Source organism: Rhodococcus sp. WS1 (assembly GCF_003797745.1).
GTDB lineage: Bacteria > Actinomycetota > Actinomycetes > Mycobacteriales > Mycobacteriaceae > Rhodococcus_F > Rhodococcus_F erythropolis.
Genome location: NZ_RKLZ01000001.1, coordinates 381978 through 400508 on the forward strand (window position 1 = coordinate 381978; position 18531 = coordinate 400508).

The window sequence follows — 18531 nt, forward strand, 5'->3', positions numbered from 1 at the left end:
GGGCACCGGCCGTCACAACCGCGGGTCGACCGGCTCCGATTCGAGAGCCAACACTGCGAACACGGCCTGGTGCGCTCGCCACAATGGTTCACGGTCGACGAGCCTGGATACCGCCTCCATGCCGAGCGCGTACTCGCGCAGCGCCATCGACTGCTTGTGTCCGAGGTTGCGGTTACGCAATCTCGCAAGAGTCGACGGTTCGAGGTAGTCGGCACCGTAGATCAATCGCAGGTACTCCCGGCCGCGGACCTTGATCCCCGGCTGAACCTTCGCGTTGTACCCCCGCGGTCCGTGAATCTGATTCGCCAGCGGTTTGACGACCATCCCCTCACCACCGTCACCGGTGAGTGACTCCCACCACTTCGTCGCTTCGGACACCGAGTCTTCGGAACCGAGATCGACCACCAGGCGACGTGTAGTGGTAAATCGACTCGGGTCGGCCGCGGCCAGGCGGTCCGAAATACCCAGGTGCCATTCGTGATCCCGTTCCCCGTACGACTTGCCCTCGGCCGCCAGAATCTGGAACGGCGCGATGGTGACGCCGTCCAGTCCGTTCGTCGGCCACACGTACCGTCGGTACGCCTCTCCGAAGCGCTCGATACTGGCGGCCCGAACAGTTGTCTGTTCGAACATCTCCGCCACGTCCAGGCCCCGCGCCCCGGCCTGCGCCAACACGGCCTCGCGAGCTGTGAGGTCTGATCGCCCGGCCGCCGCGACCGACGCGTACTGCGAGCGCAGCAGACCTTCCGCTTTGACGTTCCACGGCAACAGTTCGCAGTCGAGGAGCAGCCAGTCGGTGCCCAACTCTTCCCACAACCCAGCGGAGGTGACTGCGGCGGCGATGTCGTCGATCAACTGCTGAGTCAGGTCGTCGTCGAAGAACTGGCGGCCGGTGCGGGTGTGCACCATCCCGGTGAGCGCATCCGGTGCGTCGAAGCGGGACTGAGCAACCGATCGATCACGGCACACGAGCACCACTGCCCGCGAACCCATGTGCTTCTCTTCGCAGATCACTGTTCCGATTCCGCCGGCCCGGTATGCGTCGAACGCGGTCGACGGGTGTTCCAGATAATCATCGGATTGGGCGCTCGCGCAGGGCGCCATGGTCGGCGGTAGGTACCGCAGCCATTGCGGCGCGACGGCGAATCGGCTCATCACTTCCAAGGCGCCGGCAGCGTTGTCGGTGCGAACGGACACTCGACCGCGCAGTTCGGTGTCGACGCCTGTCGTTTCGAGGACGTCGGCGAGATCGAGCACGTCCGGATCGCGAGTCGGCGGTGCCAGCGGTACCACCGGCTCGTACCAAACCTGCTCCGCCGGAACCGACACGATCTCTCGTTCCGGGTATCGAAGGGCGGTGAGGGATCCACCGAACACACAGCCGGTGTCGAGGCACGCGGTGTTGTTGATCCATTCCACCTCGTGCACCGGAGTGTGACCGTAGAGGACCATCGCTGATCCTCGGTAGTCCTGCGCCCACGGGTACCGAACGGGCAAGCCGAATTCGTCCGTCTCACCGGTGGTTTCACCGTAGAGCGCAAAGCTTCGCACTCGGCCGGACGCCCTGTTGTGGTAGTCCTCCTTGAGACCGGCGTGCGCGACAACGAGTTTGCCGTCGTCCAGGACCAGGTGCGCGACGAGACCGTCACAGAAGTCGACGACGCTTTCGCGGAACTCCGCCGACTCGGTGGCCATCTGCTCGAGGGTCTCGGCGAGTCCGTGACTCGGCGTGACCTTCTTACCGCGCAGCGCCTTGACGAGTTTGTTCTCGTGGTTACCCGGAACCGCTATCGCATGTCCCGCCGCGACCATCCCCATGACCAGACGCAGCACACCGACCGAATCCGGACCTCGATCCACGTAGTCACCGAGGAAGACGGCAGTTCGCCCGTCCGGCGGCACCGCATCGACAGCTCTGCCATCCGTCCCGAAGTCGACGGTGTAGCCGAGTTTCACGAGGAGCGTCTCGAGCTCACTTCGACATCCGTGGATGTCACCGATGACGTCGAACGGACCACGCTCGACACGCAGATCGCTGCGGAGCGGGTGGCGCAAGAATGTGGCTTCGGAAACCGCGTCCTCACCTCTGAGGATGTGAACCGAACGGAAACCTTCCTTACCCAACCCGCGGAGCGAGCGAGTCAACTGTTGGTGCTGGCGGCGAATCACGTCGCGTCCGAACGTCCGGTCAGAGCGAGCGTCGTTTCGTGCAGAGCAGACCGATTCCGGAACATCGAGCACGACTGCCACCGGCAGTATGTCGTGCTCGCGAGCCAACGCAACGAGTCGCTTGCGCGCAGCGGGCTGGACGTTGGTCGCGTCGACCACCGTGAGGCGTCCGCGTCGCAAACGCTTGGCCGCGACGAACTCCAGCACTTCGAAAGCATCGGACGTCGACTCCTGTGAGTTCGGATCGTCACTGACCCACCCTCTGAATGTGTCACTCGAGAGGGTTTCGTACTCACCGAAGTGGCGCGCCGCAAAGGTCGACTTTCCCGAGCCACTGACGCCGATGAGTACTACCAGGGCGAGATCTGGAATCTCGTACACCGTCATGACGTTCGTGCCTCCTTCGTGAAGATTGCCATCTGTGTCGGCCCGCCGAGGACCGGATCAATTGCTCCGATAAATTCGAACTCCACGCAATAGCCGTGGACTCGGGCCGTTTCGGTTGCCCAGTCGTCGAATTGGGTCCGTGAGAACTCGAACCTGTGATCGGGGTGCCTGAACTCTCCCGCGGCCAATGCCGGATACAGCACGTTGTAGTCGGCATTCGGAGTAGTCAGCAGCACATACTGCGGTGCTGCGTCCACGAAGACCGATCTGACCAGCGCCGGCAGGCGCGCCGTGTCGACGTGCTCGACCACCTCCATCAGCACGGCTGCGTCGAAGCCTTTCAAGCGTGCGTCGCGGTACGTCGCGGACGACTGCATCAAAGACACACGTTCACGCTGGACGTCGGACATTTCGGTGAACTTCAATCTGCGTTGCGCCCGGGTCAGTTCGCGCGCGCTCACATCGACGCCGACAAGTTTGTCGAATCGAGCGTGCGGCATCAGCGCCTCGAGCAATTTACCTTCGCCACAACCGATGTCGACAATTGTTCTCACGTGCAGTCGCTGAAGCGTCGCCAAAACTGCGTCGACGCGAAGGCGTGCCAGCGGCGGATCCGGTCTCGGGGCTTCGATCTGCGCCTCAGCTTGTTCGGGAATCAGTCGATCGACCACCGATTCGACCAGGTCGCGTCGACGAGCCAGGTAGCGGGACATGATCAGCGCGGAATCCGGATGCGACGCCAACCACTCTCCAGCGACGCGGATCAATTTGTCTGCCTCGTCAGGTCCCACCCAGTAGTGCTTCACATCGTCGAGGACGGGCAACAGCACGTAGAGGTGCCGTAGGGCACTCTGCACCGTGTGTTCCCCGGTCAGTGTCAGCGACACGAAGTCGGAGTTTCCCCACATCGGTAGGTGCGGATCAAGCTGCACCGGTATCGCGGTCACGTCCCAGCCCAGCGGCTCGAACAGCCGACGAGGCAATTCCGCATCGCCGCCACACGGAACCACCGGAATCGCGACGGTCAACGCGAGTTCGGCTCCGACGAGTTCCGGGTGCGACTTGCAAGTTCCCGTCAACGCGGTGCGAAACAGCTTCGACAGAGCAACCGAGAGTATGGACGACGCCGCATACGGCCGATCGTTGACGTACTCCCCCAGCGAAAAGTTGTCGCCACTCTTGCCTCGTCGATACCTACTCTGCACAAGTTCGATGGGGTCGACGTCCACAATCACTGCCACCGTGGTCTTTTCGGCCGAGGCCTCCGGGTACAGAACCGTGGCGGTGCCGATCGCCAAGTCGAAGGTTTGCACGCGGTCGGGATGTTTGTGCAGCAGGTAGCTCAACGCGGTCGCATCAGGAGTCTGCGGGGTCGGGGTGGACGTCAGTGTGAGTAGCACCAGGCGAATGTAGCCCGGCAAACGTCCGGGGCGCCTCCGATTTACGCGCCCGCGGCCGTCAGAACAAAGTGAGAGCTGCTCCCGCACCCACCAGTTCCCGAGGCGCCTCACGCGGTTCACTGCCAGCCGCACTGACATCTCGATGCTCCGAACGACCACCCAACCCATGACGCTCGACCAATGGCTCGACACGGCTTGCGAGCCAACGCTTGTATTCGGGAGTGACATACGCACCCCGCCCGTACAGCTCGCGGTAGCGACGGATGAGTGCCGGATGTTCCTGAGCAAGCCAATTCATGAACCAACCCCGAGTACTCCCCCGCAGGTGCATCGGGAAGACCGTCACACTCGTCGCACCGGCTTCGGACAGTGCCTCGAACAGACCGTCGAGGTGACTGGTGGAATCGGTGAGGAACGGAATGACCGGCGCCACCATGACATTGCACGAGAATCCCGCGTCGGTGATGGCCCGGATCATCTCGAGACGCGCCCGCGGTGACGGGGTACCAGGCTCGATCTGCTTCTGAAGTGCAGCGTCGTTGATCGCCAACGACACTCCGATTCCGACGTCGACCTGCGCCGCCGCCATCTTCAACAGCGGCAGGTCCCGTCGGAGCAGAGTTCCCTTCGTCAAGATCGAGAAGGGAGTTCCCGATTCGGTCAACGCGCGAATAATGCCGGGCATCAAGCGGTATCGGCCCTCCGCTCGCTGATAAGGATCAGTGTTGGTACCCAGTGCCACTGCCTCCCGTTTCCAGGACTTTCGCGCCAATTCCTTGCGGAGCACCGCGGCAATGTTCGTCTTCACGACCACTTGGGAATCGAAATCCGCGCCGGCGTCGAGGTCGAGGTACTCGTGACTCGGTCTCGCGAAGCAATATCGGCATGCGTGCGAGCAACCACGAAAAGCGTTGACGGTGAAGCTGAACGGCAACGTCGACTCTTCGGGCATCTTGTTGAGCGCGCTCTTGCAGAGCACCTCGTGAAACGTGATTCCCTCGAACTCGGGAGTCTGCACGGAGCGAACCAACCCGGCCCGTTCGAGTCCGGGTAGCGCTCCGTCATCTGCATCCAATGCCTGACCCGACCACCTCATGGCCCCAAGTCGAACACTTGTTCTAAGGTATGTCAAGATGGAGCGAATACCCGACCGTGCCTCACCACGGCCGGGAAGTTGTTGGCAGAATTCGGTGCATGTCGAACAGAATCAATATTTCCTCCGGTTCCGAATGGGAACCCAAGATCGGTTACTCCCGTGCCGTGCGCATCGGTAACCAGATCGCAGTCTCTGGCACCACCGCTCCTGGTGAGACCCTCACAGATCAGACCCGCGCAGCGCTCGAAACTATCAAGGCAGCACTTGCCGAGGCCGGCGCCTCGCTCGACGACGTCATCCGCACTCGCATGTACCTGCGCGACATGACGCAGTGGGAGCAGGCCGCTCTCGCGCACGGTGAAGTGTTCGGCGAGATTCGTCCCGCCACGACCATCCTCGAGGTCAGCTCGCTGATCGACCCCGCTCTGCTCATCGAGATCGAGGCCGACGCGGTTCTCAGCTGATCGCCAATCCGGACATTTGTGAAATGGGCGCCTAGTCTGAGCCGATGAAACCGATGCGGCTGTATCCGTTGACGCTCGCGCTCGGCATCACCGCCGCTTTCCTCTCGCCCGGTTCTGCACTCGCAGATCCGGGCGAGAGTCTTTCGACGGCTTGCGGCAGCCAGTTGAGCAATGCCGAGGTGGGCCGGATTGCCGAACTCAGCGACGTCACGACGCTGAACGGTGCCGGACTGCCTCGGCTCGAGACCGCTGTCGAACGTCATCGTGAGATCACGTCGATCCTCGTCTCACACCACGATTGGCGAGGCTTGTTCTCCATCGGCCTCGACGCTGTCGAACACGAGGCGGTGATGCCGCTGCAGCGAGACCCTGCGGCCTTCGCCGATGACGAGTGGGCCCATTCCGTCAGCTTCGAATTGCTGCGCAGGTACCTGGTGAACGTCCATGCGGAGTTCACCGGTACTCCCACCGATCCGGCGTGGACCAACTACTTCGCCCTGACACGTCAGTGCGACGCCAGTCCAGCACGGGTTGCCATGGCCGGCTACAACGCGCATCTCACCGTCGACCTCGCTCACGCCGTCGCCACGTCCGGAACCACTGCGGAGGATGTCACGGATTTCTACAAGATCGTCGATTCCATTGCCGTCAAGGGTGGTTCGATCGTGACCCTCACCAAGGCCGAGTACGACGCCGATCTGGGGCCGCTCTGGCGGTTCTACTTCGTCGGCGAAGGACTCGACCGATTGGCCGGAAACTCGCAGCCCTCGGAACTGCTGCTCCGCGCCGCCGACAGCGGATACAACACCATCACACTGGCCAACGGATTCGCCCTCCAGAATCCGCAGACACGTCCCGGCGCAGAACAGGAGATCGACGCACTCTGGCGTACTACGGATTCCGCTCTCGACGTACTCTCGCGACTCGGCGGTCTCTGACATCTCACCCTCCGCTGCCTGAAACGGACACACCTGCGACAATGACCCCATGACGGGGCACTCGGCGGGGCAAGGCATCCAGAGTCCCGCCATGCGCCGGGTGCGAGACCTGTTGCGCGGGCCCGCAATTGTCTGCGACGGCCAGGCAACCATCCGCGAGGCCGCGAAGTTGATGACCGATGCGGGCCGCCGTGCTGTTGTGATCCCGACGGAGACAAGCGCTTTCGGAATCTTCACCGAAGGTGACCTACGCGCTCGCGTGGTAGTCGGTGGTATCGACAGCAATCAGCCGGTATCAACAGTGATGACGCCGTCAGCAGTGACAGTCGATCCGGATCGATTGGGCGCCGACGCCGTGACCGACATGCTCGAGTACGGATTGCGCCATCTCCCGGTCGTGACCGAGGCAGGCGCACTGATGGGTGTGCTCGAACTCAGCGACCTCCTGACTTCGGCCACCAATCAGGGTTTCGAACTGCGCGCAGCGCTCGCCACAGCACAGGACGACGCCCACCTCGTCGAAACAGCCCGCGCGGTCCCTGTTCTGGTGACGGAATTGGTGGCCTCACGGGTCTCACCGCTCGACATCGGCGCGACGCTGGCCGTGCTGATCGACGTGACGGTCAGGCGAGCCATCGAATTGGTGGTGGGCGGAGACGAGCGACCGGATTTCGCGTGGCTGTCGCTCGGCAGCGTCGCCAGGCGTGAAGCGCTCCCCTCTTCGGATATCGACAGTGCGCTGGTGTGGGGCGGCGAATCTCATCACGAGGGAGCCGACGCCGCGAAGACCATCCACGACATCCTCGATCTCTGCGGGTTCCCTCGCGACACCAAGAACGCCGTCGCGACCCAGGCCAGGTTTGCTCGGACGCTCCCACAATGGCGCACTGCGCTGCGGAAATGGGTATCCAATCCGTACCAGGACCAAGCCCTGGTCATGTTGTCGATGCTGGCGGATGCCCGCGTCGTCGCAGGCGATCCGGCGTTGGATCCACGCCCTGCGGCGTTGGATCAACTGCGACTGCACCCGGCCGTCATGCGACTGCTCCTTCGCGAAGCGGTCGGAGACAAGGCAAAGCTCCATTCGTTCAAGGACGTGATGACGCGTCGGACCGGAACCGTCGACCTCAAAGCCAGCGCCGTCCAACCGATCGTGAACATCGCTCGATGGGCGGGGATTTCCGTGGGCGCCCGCACGAGTTCGACACTCGAACGTCTCAAGGCTGCAGCGGGAAGCGGTTTCCTACTCGACGACGACGCCCAGGTACTGATCGAATCTTTCGAGGTGTTGCAGCAGATTCGTGTCCGCCACCAGACCGATCAGTTCGCGGCAGGTCGGCCACCGACCGACGAAGTCGTGATCTCCGAACTCACTCCGCTCTCGCGGAGCTTGCTGAGCAATGCAGTGCGCGAGGTCGCAGGTGTGCAACGACGACTCGAATATGCCGCGTCCGCGTCGGCGCTACCCGACATCGACCCGTGAATCGCACTGCGCTCGAACAGGTTCTGGCGGCGGAGCGCCTCGAAGGCTGGGATCCGAGTAACGAGCAGATCGCGGAACTCGAGGCCGTCATGATCGGGATGCTCTCTCGGCGTGAGTATTTCGAGCAGGAATTGGCGCGAGCCGTCGGCCTGTCGTCACCAATTCCCCCGCGGATCCGCTGGCGAAGATCAGCGCCGTACGTCTATCGCGGTACATCGGTGCTCGAGAACAATTTCGACGTGCGAGATCCCGCCGCACTGCAATCACTCGAGTTCGCGGCGACCGCGCTTCGTCTGGGTGAGGCGCATCTCGGCGGCGACCTCGTACCGCACACGCGAGACACAGCCGAACTTCTCCTACTTCACCAGCACGTTTTCCAAGATCTGTACCAGTGGGCCGGACACATCAGAACCGTCGACATCAGGAAAGGTGCGGCAACGTTTGCTCCGGTCTCGGCGATTCGGAACTACCTGTCCGAGGTGGAAGAGATCATCGCCGCCGTCGATTGGGTAGCGCTCGATCACGGCGCTGCGTCGTTCGCGCTCGCATCGGTGTACTCGACGCTCAATCATGCCCACCCGTTTCGGGAAGGAAACGGGCGAACCGGAACACTCTTCCTGCACCGACTCGCCGCCGACACCCGATATCAGCTCGACTTGTCGCGGGTGAGCAGAACCGAGTGGGTATCCGCGTCGAGGGATTCTGCGCCTTTCCGGCCCACCGGGACCCCGTCGCCTCGCCCGTTCATCGATCTGTTCAATCGCGCGCTGACTCGCTGACGAGCCCGGTGAACGGAGCGCCGCTTTGCACTATCACCACAAGCATCCCGTCATCCGAACCGGACTCGTGGATCTCGCCAGGGCTCCACAACACTGCCTCGCCTGACGCCATCGAGACCCGTCGACCGTCGTCTTCGGCTACCCAGCCCGAGCCGTCCACGACGACGTACAGCTGCCAGAGGTTCGCAGAGTGCTTCCCCAACAGGCTGTTCGGCCGACACCACGCGAAGTGACTCCTGAATTCTCCACCGTCCACCGAACGGGCGAGCTGCATCATGGTGATGTTCCGGCTGCCGTACTCGTCGGCGTCCAGGCTTCCTTGGGGCAGTGTCACGAATCGCATGGCTGAGTGTCGCTCACCTCGTCGACCTCCACAATGACCAACCCATGAATGACCAATGATGACAACCACCGCGGACTGAACACCGTTACTGCTGAGTGAGCACCGCTTCCGACACGCTGGAAGCGGTGCTCACTCGAAGAAAAGGGTGCTCACTCGACCATCAACCGGGCAGCGCGAACTCTCCTGCGTCGGACCAGCGCTGACGCTCGGCTCCGAATGCGACGGACTGCATCGCGCGGAACTCCTCGATCGAGCGCGAGTTCGACGCGAGGAACTCCTGATGCTCAGCCAGCGAGAAGCTGCCGTCCTCGATCTCGACTCCCCCGCCGCGGCCGGCCGCAGTGTCCGCGCGCAGATCCATCAGCTCTTCCGGCTCGACGGGGTACCAGGAGATCCGGTCGAAAAATCGCAGCAACCAGGGAGTGCCCTCCTCGAACGGGCCCGACTTCGCGGGGTGACGGTGATTCCACACCTGCGTCGTACGCCCGACGAACTGGTACCCGCCCGGGCCTTCCATGCCGTAGATGCAGAGGTAAGCCCCACCGATCCCGACGGCGTTTTCGGGGGTCCAGGTGCGGGCGGGGTTGTACTTGGTCGTGACAAGGCGATGACGTGGGTCGAGCGGCGTCGCGACCGGAGCTCCGAGGTAGACGTCGCCGAGCCCGAGCACCATGTATTCTGCGCCGAAAACGGTGTCGAACACGTCGTTCACGGATTCGAGACCGTTCATCCGGCGGATGAACTCGATGTTCCACGGGCACCACGGCGCGTCTGCGCGCACTCCGTGCATGTACCGCTGGATCGCTTCGCGCGTAGCCGGGTCGTCCCACGACAGTGGCATCCGCACAGTGCGACTGGGCACAACAAGTTCGTTGGCAGCAGGCAAGGTGTCCTCCGCCTCGGCGAGCATTCCCATCAGTTTGCCGACGGGCAGCACGTCCGGGTCGACGCGGACCTGCAGGCTACGGATTCCCGGGGTGAGATCGAGTAGTCCGGCCGGCTTCTCGGCTTCGAGTCGCTGATGCAGTGCATGTGCACGCGCACGTAGCGCCAGGTCGAGATTCATGTCGCCGTATTCGACCAACACATTGTCATCGCCTGAGCGCCGGTACGTGACCGCGGTGTCGCCGTCACGGCGGGCTATGACGCCGTCGTCGCCGTCACCACCGGAGGAATGCACAACCGAATTGGACGCTCGACGCGATACTCCGAGGTCACGGCGGGAGGCTACCCGGTCGGCGCGGACCGGCACGAAGCGAATCTTGTTCCCGGGAGACAACTGTCCAAGCTTCCAGCGATCAGCAGACACCACCGTGATCGGGCAGACGAAGCCGCCGAGGCTCGGTCCGTCGGGTCCGAGGAGGATGGGCGTGTCGCCGGTGAAGTCGAGTGCACCGATCGAATACGCGTTGTCGTGGATGTTCGAAGGGTGAAGTCCCGCTTCGCCGCCGGTGGTTCTGGCCCAGTCAGGTTTCGGACCGATCAACCGGACTCCGGTGCGGTCGGAGTTGAAGTGGACCTCGTACTCGGTCGCGTACAGCGTGTCGATGTCGGAGCGGGTGAAGAACTCCGGCGCCCCGTGCGGGCCCTCGGTCACCGCAAGTTCCCAGCACGTGTGTATCGCCGGAACATGCTCGGCGGGAACACCTCCCGCTGCCCCGGTCGCCTGTCCGAGTTTGAGAACGTCCCCCGCCCGCAAAGTCCTACCTTCGTGTCCACCGAACCTGCCCAGGGTGAAGGTCGACGCACTGCCGAGATAGTCGTCGGTCTCGATTCCGCCCTGTACGAGTACGTAGATGCGCAGTCCTGGGCCGCTGAGCGTCCCGACGTCGAGCACCGCTCCAGCGGGGACGAAAACAGGACGCCACTGACCGTGGGCGATGCCGTCGACGGTCACAGACACTGGAGCGCCCGTGACGCACACCGTGGTGTCCTCGTCGAACGTCATCGCAGGTCCGGCCATCGCGCATTCGATGCCGGGTGCGCCTTCGGGATTTCCGAGTGCGGTGTTTCCCAACCGAAACGACAGGTCGTCCATCGGGCCCGACGGTGGGACACCGATCTGCCAGTACCCGACGCGCCCTGGATAGTCCTGAACCGTCGTCAACATTCCGGGACGCACGATGGTCAGTTTTGCGTTCATTCGTCTGCCTCCGGCCGTGTGACGATCATGCGGACGGCCGTCGGATCGAAGCCGTTGCACGGGTTGTTGATCTGCGGGCAGTTGGACACGAGGACGAGCGCGTCGCGTTCGGCACGCAACGCGAGCCGCTTGCCTGGCGCAGACAGTCCGTCGACGATTCCGAGTGTGCCGTCGGGGTCGACCGGGACGTTCATGAAGAAGTTGATGTTGGACACCAGGTCCCGCTTACCGAGCCCCCATTTGGCGCCCTCGACGAGGAAGTTCTCGACGCACGCGTGCTGATGCTTGGTGTGGTGGCCGTATCGCAGGGTGTTCGATTCCTGTGAGCACGCGCCGCCGACGGTGTCGTGGTTTCCGACCTCGTCCGCGACCAGGGTCATGAGCGGAGTTCCGTCGTCACTGCGGAGCACGGATCCTGTGGTCAGAAACAGATTCTGCTGCGCTGTGACCGTCGCTGCTGCCGAGTACCGAACGCTGTGATCGTCACTGGCGTAGACGAGTGTGTCGACGGCTTGATTTCCGTGCAGATCGACGATGGTCAGGACGTCGCCGGCGCGGACAACTGCGGACCACGGCCCGAACGCTTCAGTAATCTCGTCGAGGATCACCGTTCCGGGAACGAGGGCGGGGACATCCAAGGTGGTGGTCATGCGATCTCCTCCAGGTTCGAAGCCGTCCAGGCATCTTCGGTATTGAGCACTGCGCGTTGGTATTCCGGCCCGAGATCGTCAAGGCTGCCGAGTTCGTCGGCCGCGTTCCACGCGAGCACTTCGAGGGACGTGGTGGGAAACTCCAGCGCCGGATCGAGTGGGTGCGCGGTGTTGGCGATCATCACGATGACCGGCAGGTGGATCAGAAGGTCGACCGTCGCGCCGGCGCCGGCGGAACCCGTACTGGTGAGAGCGCCGTCCGCCTCGACGCGGACACCATGGAAGAAGGACAACGGTGGCGCTATGTCCTGCGGCCCGAGTCCGTTCTTCGCGGCAGCGACGGTGAACAGTTCACGACCGGCGGGTGAGGCACTGTGCAGCGAACCCTGCCCGTACTTCGCCTCGTTGGTAGCGCGTGACGTCGTTCCACAGAACGCGTCGTGGTGCCCCGACGTGTCGGCGACCACCGTCGCGAGTACTCGCCCCTGATCGGAGAGCAACGGGTGCCCGACACCGAGATAGGCCTGCCATGGCACCTTGACGGTATCGGCGACGTTGAGACGCTCCCAGGGGGCGTCGGCGCGGTAGAGCAAGATGTTTGCACAGGCGCTGCCGACGATGTCGCAAAGTCGTAATCGGGTTCCACGGGCGAGAACCTTGGTCGTGTATCGCCCACCCGGCACTGTTTCAGCCCAGGTCAGACGTTCGGGAGCGACGTCCTCGGGCGGGTTCGGCCAGCGGGTGGCCGGCAACACCGGCATGGAATCGGTGATCGTTCCGGCTTGAGAACGGGCATGCTCACGCGCTCCGGCGGTGGTCTGAGTACTCATGGTCAGGCTCCGATCGTGACGGGATTCGGGGTGGCGCGGCCACGTGGGAAGCAAGCGACTCCCAGCCCCACGACCAGCGCTACCGTGATGGGCGCGGCCCACTGCAGAATGGGGTACTCCCCCGTAGGGTTGAAGATCTCGGCTCGTGGCCAGGACAGGTTGATCACCATCAGCGCGCCGTACACAACCGCGGCGATGTTGACCGGAACTCCCCAGATGCCCAGGGAGAAAAGCTTTTTGCCTTCGGCGTCGAACTTGGGGCCGACTGCCGTGCGAGGCCATCCCTTGAGACGCTGAACCAGCAGCGGCACCGTCACCATGAGGTAGGCCAAGTAGATCAAGATGATGCATACGCTGGACAGGGTTGCGAAAATTGCCGAGTTGCCTACGTTGACGGCCAGGACGGCAATGCAGACCAGACCGATGAGGACGGACGGCGCGATAGGTGTTCCGGTGCGGGGGTTGACCTTTGCCAGTACCTGCGAGGCAGGAAGCCGCCCGTCGCGGGCCATGGAGAACATCAGCCGTGAAGCAGCAGTCTGAATGGCCAAGGTGCACACGAACACTGCGATCGAGACGTCGATCAACAAGACCGTGCCCCACGGCGAACTCAGAATGGAGGTCAGTACGTACGGCAAACCTTCCGTGGCCAGGCGTCCGTCGGTCAGTGAGGGCGCTGCCATCAACGCGCCGAGGATCATCAAGCCGCCGCCGAGCGCGGAAGCGGAGAGTGCAAGGCGGATCGTACGAGGTGCGACGCGTCGGGGGTTGCGGGTCTCCTCGGCCAGTTCGCCTGCCGAACCGAAGCCGACCATGACGTAGGCAGCCATCAGTCCGGACATGATCCACGCCCAGGCGTATCCGGGCTGACCGCCGGCACTGCCGGTGTCGAGGACGACGTCCGGTCCGCGCTGAGCGTGGGTGAAGAACATCCCGATCACCGCGATGACACCGACGATTTCGCAGGTCACGCCGATGTTGTTGATACGCGACATCCAGTTGACGCCGATGCAGTTGATGAAGGTGGTCAGAACCAGAAGTACCGAACCGAGCAGTACGGCATTGGCAGCACCGCTCGAGGAGGTGAGTGCACTGTCCTCGCCGATGATCTGGAACCCGCTCCACACATTGGGGAGCACGACCTGCAAGGCGATCGCGGCGGCGGACGCGGTGACGATCTGAGCGAGAATCATGAACCAACCGGCGAACCAGCCGACGATTTCACCACCCATCCGCCGCGACCACTGGTAGATGGCGCCCGAAATCGGATATCTGGCAGCAAGTTCCGCGAAGTTGAGAGCAACCATGAACTGACCGATGAAGACGACGGGCCAGGTCCAGAAGAACGCCGGACCCGCGAAACCGAAACCGAGGCCGAACAATTGGAAGATCGTGGTCAGGATGGAAACGAAGGAGAAGCCCGCGGCGAACGACGCGAACTTTCCCAGCGATCGATGCAGCTGCTGCTCGTAGCCGAACTCCGCGAGGTCACCGTCGTCGTGAGGCGAAGAGGCGAGTGCGGATGCGGTGGTGGGCTGCGCAGCCGGGGTGGTTGCACTCAACGGCGTACTCCTTCGGCGAAGCGATTCAGGGGCGAATAACTGTCGATTGATAGTTTTCGCGAAATCCACTCGCCGCAGGTGACGCCCGCGTATACGATTCGCCTGATTCTGTAACAGGCTCGTTGAGTACGTTTCGAGCACGTGACCGAATGCTCACAGCGACGGCCACCCCGCATGTAAGGCCAGAGCCTGCCACTATGGAAGGCGTGACCAACTCCGGCCCCGGACGACCCCGCCTGACCGCTCGCCGACGCCCGGGTGGGACTGCCCGGGCGGAGATCTTGGATGCAGCCGCTGAACTGTTCACCACCCGAGGCTTCGCCGCGACGTCGACACGCCACATCGCCGAAGCAGTCGGAATGCGTCAGGCGTCGCTGTACAACCATTTCGCCACCAAGGACGACATCCTGGTTGCACTGCTCGCCGACACCGTGACTCCGGCGCTCGACTTCGCGGAGAATCTCAGGCCACTCGGCACCTCACCCGAGGTGAAGCTGTACGCGCTTTCGTACATCGACGCGGCCCAACTGATCACCGGACGGTGGAACCTCGGTGTCCTCTATCTCTTGCCGGAACTGAGAAGCGACAGGTTCATGTCGTTCCGAGCCGATCGCGATCGGCTTCGCGAGCAATACCGGGCCCTCGCCCAGACAGTGCTCGACGCGATTGACGATCCAGCATCAACTCACCTGGCCGAGCTTCCGTTTCGCCTGGTGGAAAGCGTGATCAGCGCGCGAGCCGACGCACTCGAAGGCACCCCGATCCCCGACGCCGCCGTCATCGCCGGGTCGGCACTGCACATTCTGGGGTGGCGCCAGGATCTTGATCCCATCCACACGGAAGCAGCAGAGCTCATTGCGAACGCAGAAACGTCGAAATTGTCCGGGGCTGCATCAGCTCCGGACAATTTCGACGCAATGAGGACCTAAACGGCCACGAGACTAGACCGAGAGGGACTGTCCCGGGAAGATCAGGTTGATGTTCGGGACCTGGCTGGCGAGGTTCTCGAGCGAGATGCCGTGTGCAGCAGCGATCTTCGACAGGGTGTCGCCTGCCTTGACCACGTAGTTGCCGCTTCCGGTGCTTGCTGCCGGAGCCGACTCGACGGAAGCCTCAGCGGTGACGGGGGCTGCTGCGGCCTCGTAGTTGCCTGCGGTGGTGCCGGTGGTCAGGTACTGACCGCAGACGGGCCATGCGCCGACGCCCTGGCCTGCGAGAACGTTCTCGGCGACACGGATCTGCTCAGACTGGCTGGCGTTGGCAGCGTTGCCCGATCCACCGAATGCGTTCCAGGTGCTCTGCGTGAACTGCAGTCCGCCGTAGAAGCCGTTTCCGGTGTTGGCGGCCCAGTTACCGGAGGACTCGCAGTTTGCGACTCCGGACCAGTCGTGGCCGGCTGCCGAAGCGGTGCCGGTGCTCATGGCGAGCGGGATTGCGACGACTGCGCCTGCGGTTGCAACTGCGCCGAGGGCGCGCTTGAAGGTGATGCTGGTCATTGGGTAAATCCTCTCCGCTACCGCGGACGAGGTCGGCCCGGACGCTTTCACGTCTCGTCGATCGACTCGCCTGTTTCACTCCTGCCCCGCGAAGGTTTCGGGAGTACCGGACCCGCGGGGCAGAAGCACGCAGTTGCGGGTCGGTGTTTGCCCGGTAGTTTCGGGCTGTCAACGACCGTAGGCGATGGTCACGGATTGGTCACGGGGCAGTTTTCCGGCACTGCCGTACCAGATTCAGTCGAGATTCAAGAAATAACCACAGGTCAACTAGTTGATTCGAGCTTCAACCATACCGATCGTTATCCGTCCGTTATGTGGCAACCGTCACTGCGATTTTGTGACCCACCGCACCGAAACGGGCGTGTCGGAACGCAAAACAGCCCCATTCAAATGTTAAGAGAGTCCTGGCAACGAGCAAAAACCAACCGCCCCAATCATTATGGAGAATGAACTGGTGATCGTCGCAGTAGAAGGACCCAGCGCCGCCGGCAAGACCACCTGGTGCCGAACCCAACTCGGTGGACAAACCGCAGCGGAAGGATTCGTCGCCGAGTATCAGCCCACGGGGCGCGAGCCGGACGGCACGGATCTCGACATCCAGGCAAGTTACTGGGCAACGGTCAATTCGAAGCGATGGTCGCAAGCGGAAGAACTCGAATCGAGAACCGGGATCGCGCTCTGCGACAGCGACCCGCTGAAACTGCACTACAGCTGGTGTCTCGCCGCGGTGGGCGCCGCACCTCGGGAGCGATTCGAGTACGAGCTCGAGGCAGTCGAGACGGCTTTTGCGCGCCTCGAACTGGGTCTCGCGGATCTGACCGTCATCTCGATACCGTCACCGAAGCAACTTCGACTGCAGCGCGAAGGAGACCCCAGCCGCCGACGACGGCATTTCGAGCTTCACGCGGCGCTCGCCGAGCCGCTCACCCACTGGTACTCGGCGGTGGACAGGGTGGATCCAGGTCGCGTTCTGTGGGGCTTCCCGACACTGCTCGATCTTTCGCGCTGTCCCCCACCTCGATCGGATCGCAGCGATCCGGGCCTCCTGCGCGCGATGATCAACGAGTTGCCGCCACTCCCCACGTAGCAAGCGGCTGCTCGATCTCAGCGCGCTCGTTCGACCCTGGCCTCGTCCCACACCGGAGACTCGCTCTCGTACACGTTCCCGTCCGATCCGAATACCAGGAACCTGTCGAACCCGCGCGCGAACCAACGATCGTGGGTTACCGAGATGACGGTGCCGGCAAACTGTGCAATGCCCTGTTCGAGCGCGTCAGCCGAATGAAGGTCGAGGTTGTCGGTCGGCTCGTCGAGCAGCAACATCGTGGCGCCGGAAAGCTCGAGGAGCAGAATCTGCAGGCGCGCCTGCTGTCCGCCGGACAGGTCGTCGTACTTCTGTTCGGCTGCTTGGGACAATCCGTAACGGTCGAGCGCGCGGCTCGCCGCCTCACGCCCCATTCCGTTTCGGTGTTCGTCGCCCATGTGCAGGATCTCGAGCAGCGTGTTCCCGGTCAGATCAGGCCTGGAATGGGTCTGCGCAAACAATCCGGGACGTACCCGGGCACCCAGCGTCGCAGTACCCCCGTGCTCGACCGGCGCGATGTCGAGCGCCTCGACGGGCAGATGCTCGGTCCCCGGATCGGTCCCACCACCCGCCAAGAGACGAAGGAAATGTGACTTCCCGGATCCATTGGAGCCCAGCACGGCAACCCGATCTCCGTACCAGATCTCGGTGTCGAAAGGCTTCATCAATCCGGTCAGCTCGAGATCCTGACATACCAACGCGCGCTTGGCGGTTCGCCCGCCCGCCAGCCGAACTGTCACCTTCTGCTGAAGTGGAATCGCTTCGGGTGGCCCTGCCTCCTCGAACTTCGCCAACCTGGTTTGCGAGGCGTGATACCGCGCAGCGACGCCGTCGTTGAACTTGGCCTTTTCACGCAATCGCAGAACCAGGGCACGCAGTTTCGCGTGCTCCTCGTCCCAGCGTCGACGCAGTTCTTCGAATCGAGCGTTGCGATCCTCGCGGGCCTGGTGGTAGCTGGCCAGCCCAGCGCCGTGGGTCCACGACGTTGCGCCGCTGATTCCGGGCTCGAGCGTCACGATGTGGGTGGCCGCGTTGGCGATCAGTTCGCGGTCGTGGCTGACGAACAAAACCACTTTCGACGATTCCGAGATCGTCTTTTCCAGCCATCGCTTGCCCGGAACATCGAGGTAGTTGTCCGGCTCGTCCAGCAGGAGTGCGTCGTCGGGCCCAGCGAACAGTGCTTCGAGAACCAACCGCTTCTGCTCGCCACCGCTGAGCGAGTTGGCCGCGCGCCACTTCGCACGGTCATAAGGAACACCGAGAGCCGCGGTAGTGACCTTGTCCCAGAAGTCTTCGGTCTCGTAGCCGCCCACATCGGCCCAATCGGCCAGCGCATGCGAATACTTCATTTGAGTTGATTCCTCGTCGCGCTCGATCATCGCGTTTTCTGCCGTATCGAGCGCCAGTGCTGCATCCCGGATCCTCGCCGGAGAGACGGACAACAAAAGATCGCGCACGGTGGACTCGTCGCGAACCTGGCCGACGAATTGCCGCATCACGCCCAGTGTTCCGGATCGAGTGACAGCTCCCTCGTCAGCGACGGCGTCTCCGGCGACAATGCGAAGCAATGTCGTCTTACCAGTCCCGTTGGGCCCGATCAGTGCAGTTTTTGCACCGTTTCCGACCCGAAAGCTGACACCGCTGAGCAGTTGTCGACCATCAGGAAGGAAGTAATCGACGTCGGCGATGTTGAGGTGGGTCACGCTC

The 18531-nt window shown here is 63.0% G+C and carries 16 protein-coding genes; 6 read left to right on the forward strand and 10 right to left on the reverse strand.

Features of this window, described 5'->3' with window-relative positions:
- Positions 1 to 12: 12 nt before the first annotated feature.
- Genes EEB12_RS01630 through EEB12_RS01640 form a run of 3 tightly spaced genes read right to left on the reverse strand, consistent with a single transcriptional unit; the run spans position 13 to position 5052 of the window.
- Entirely contained in the window at positions 13 to 2556 is a 2544-nt protein-coding gene (locus tag EEB12_RS01630) for a polynucleotide kinase-phosphatase (RefSeq protein ID WP_141487317.1), read from the reverse strand.
- Complete coding sequence (locus EEB12_RS01635; RefSeq protein WP_019748337.1) at positions 2553 to 3977, reverse strand: 3' terminal RNA ribose 2'-O-methyltransferase Hen1; 1425 nt, start codon at positions 3975 to 3977, stop codon at positions 2553 to 2555. Before EEB12_RS01635 ends, EEB12_RS01630 begins: the two co-directional genes overlap by 4 nt.
- 37 nt (positions 3978 to 4014) lie before the next feature.
- Entirely contained in the window at positions 4015 to 5052 is a 1038-nt protein-coding gene (locus tag EEB12_RS01640; RefSeq protein ID WP_003944842.1) for an Rv2578c family radical SAM protein, read from the reverse strand.
- A gap of 98 nt (positions 5053 to 5150) precedes the next feature.
- Here EEB12_RS01640 and EEB12_RS01645 point away from each other — a divergent pair, with 98 nt between their 5' ends.
- Genes EEB12_RS01645 through EEB12_RS01660 form a run of 4 tightly spaced genes read left to right on the forward strand, consistent with a single transcriptional unit; the run spans position 5151 to position 8716 of the window.
- Complete coding sequence (locus tag EEB12_RS01645) at positions 5151 to 5516, forward strand: RidA family protein (RefSeq protein ID WP_019748335.1); 366 nt, start codon at positions 5151 to 5153, stop codon at positions 5514 to 5516.
- A gap of 53 nt (positions 5517 to 5569) precedes the next feature.
- Entirely contained in the window at positions 5570 to 6454 is an 885-nt protein-coding gene (locus EEB12_RS01650) for a DUF5995 family protein (RefSeq protein ID WP_020969555.1), read from the forward strand.
- Positions 6455 to 6503: 49 nt separating this feature from the next.
- A complete protein-coding gene (locus tag EEB12_RS01655) occupies positions 6504 to 7937 on the forward strand; it encodes a putative nucleotidyltransferase substrate binding domain-containing protein (RefSeq protein ID WP_258537316.1) in 1434 nt (477 codons plus the stop codon).
- A complete protein-coding gene (locus EEB12_RS01660) occupies positions 7934 to 8716 on the forward strand; it encodes a Fic/DOC family protein (RefSeq protein ID WP_021344194.1) in 783 nt (260 codons plus the stop codon). Before EEB12_RS01655 ends, EEB12_RS01660 begins: the two co-directional genes overlap by 4 nt.
- On the opposite strand, the gene EEB12_RS01665 is transcribed toward EEB12_RS01660, so the two are convergent.
- The 5 genes from EEB12_RS01665 to EEB12_RS01685 form a co-directional block, all read right to left on the reverse strand.
- Positions 8694 to 9059, reverse strand: a complete 366-nt coding sequence (locus EEB12_RS01665) for an AraC family ligand binding domain-containing protein (protein ID WP_019748331.1) — start codon at positions 9057 to 9059, stop codon at positions 8694 to 8696. The two genes, EEB12_RS01660 and EEB12_RS01665, sit on opposite strands and share 23 nt — an antisense overlap.
- Positions 9060 to 9219: 160 nt before the next feature.
- On the reverse strand, positions 9220 to 11202 hold the full coding sequence (locus tag EEB12_RS01670) for a 5-oxoprolinase/urea amidolyase family protein (protein WP_141487318.1): 1983 nt from the start codon (positions 11200 to 11202) through the stop codon (positions 9220 to 9222).
- Complete coding sequence (locus EEB12_RS01675) at positions 11199 to 11852, reverse strand: urea amidolyase associated protein UAAP2 (protein ID WP_113683600.1); 654 nt, start codon at positions 11850 to 11852, stop codon at positions 11199 to 11201. Before EEB12_RS01675 ends, EEB12_RS01670 begins: the two co-directional genes overlap by 4 nt.
- Positions 11849 to 12682, reverse strand: a complete 834-nt coding sequence (locus EEB12_RS01680; RefSeq protein WP_141487319.1) for an urea amidolyase associated protein UAAP1 — start codon at positions 12680 to 12682, stop codon at positions 11849 to 11851. Before EEB12_RS01680 ends, EEB12_RS01675 begins: the two co-directional genes overlap by 4 nt.
- 2 nt (positions 12683 to 12684) lie before the next feature.
- On the reverse strand, positions 12685 to 14244 hold the full coding sequence (locus EEB12_RS01685) for an amino acid permease (RefSeq protein ID WP_020907661.1): 1560 nt from the start codon (positions 14242 to 14244) through the stop codon (positions 12685 to 12687).
- Between the two features lie 197 nt (positions 14245 to 14441).
- Between EEB12_RS01685 and EEB12_RS01690 the strand changes: the two genes are divergently transcribed.
- Positions 14442 to 15173, forward strand: coding sequence for a TetR/AcrR family transcriptional regulator (locus EEB12_RS01690; RefSeq protein ID WP_141487320.1), 732 nt, complete (start codon positions 14442 to 14444; stop codon positions 15171 to 15173).
- Positions 15174 to 15185: 12 nt separating this feature from the next.
- On the opposite strand, the gene EEB12_RS01695 is transcribed toward EEB12_RS01690, so the two are convergent.
- Positions 15186 to 15740 (reverse strand): transglycosylase family protein, encoded by a 555-nt coding sequence (locus tag EEB12_RS01695; RefSeq protein ID WP_019748325.1) that lies wholly within the window; start codon positions 15738 to 15740, stop codon positions 15186 to 15188.
- A gap of 439 nt (positions 15741 to 16179) precedes the next feature.
- Between EEB12_RS01695 and EEB12_RS01700 the strand changes: the two genes are divergently transcribed.
- Positions 16180 to 16827: a hypothetical protein gene (locus EEB12_RS01700; RefSeq protein WP_141487321.1), complete on the forward strand. Its 648-nt coding sequence runs from the start codon at positions 16180 to 16182 to the stop codon at positions 16825 to 16827.
- A gap of 17 nt (positions 16828 to 16844) precedes the next feature.
- Here the strand turns inward: EEB12_RS01700 and EEB12_RS01705 are convergent, their stop codons facing one another.
- Positions 16845 to 18527, reverse strand: coding sequence for an ATP-binding cassette domain-containing protein (locus tag EEB12_RS01705; RefSeq protein WP_020969548.1), 1683 nt, complete (start codon positions 18525 to 18527; stop codon positions 16845 to 16847).
- Positions 18528 to 18531: the final 4 nt, after the last annotated feature.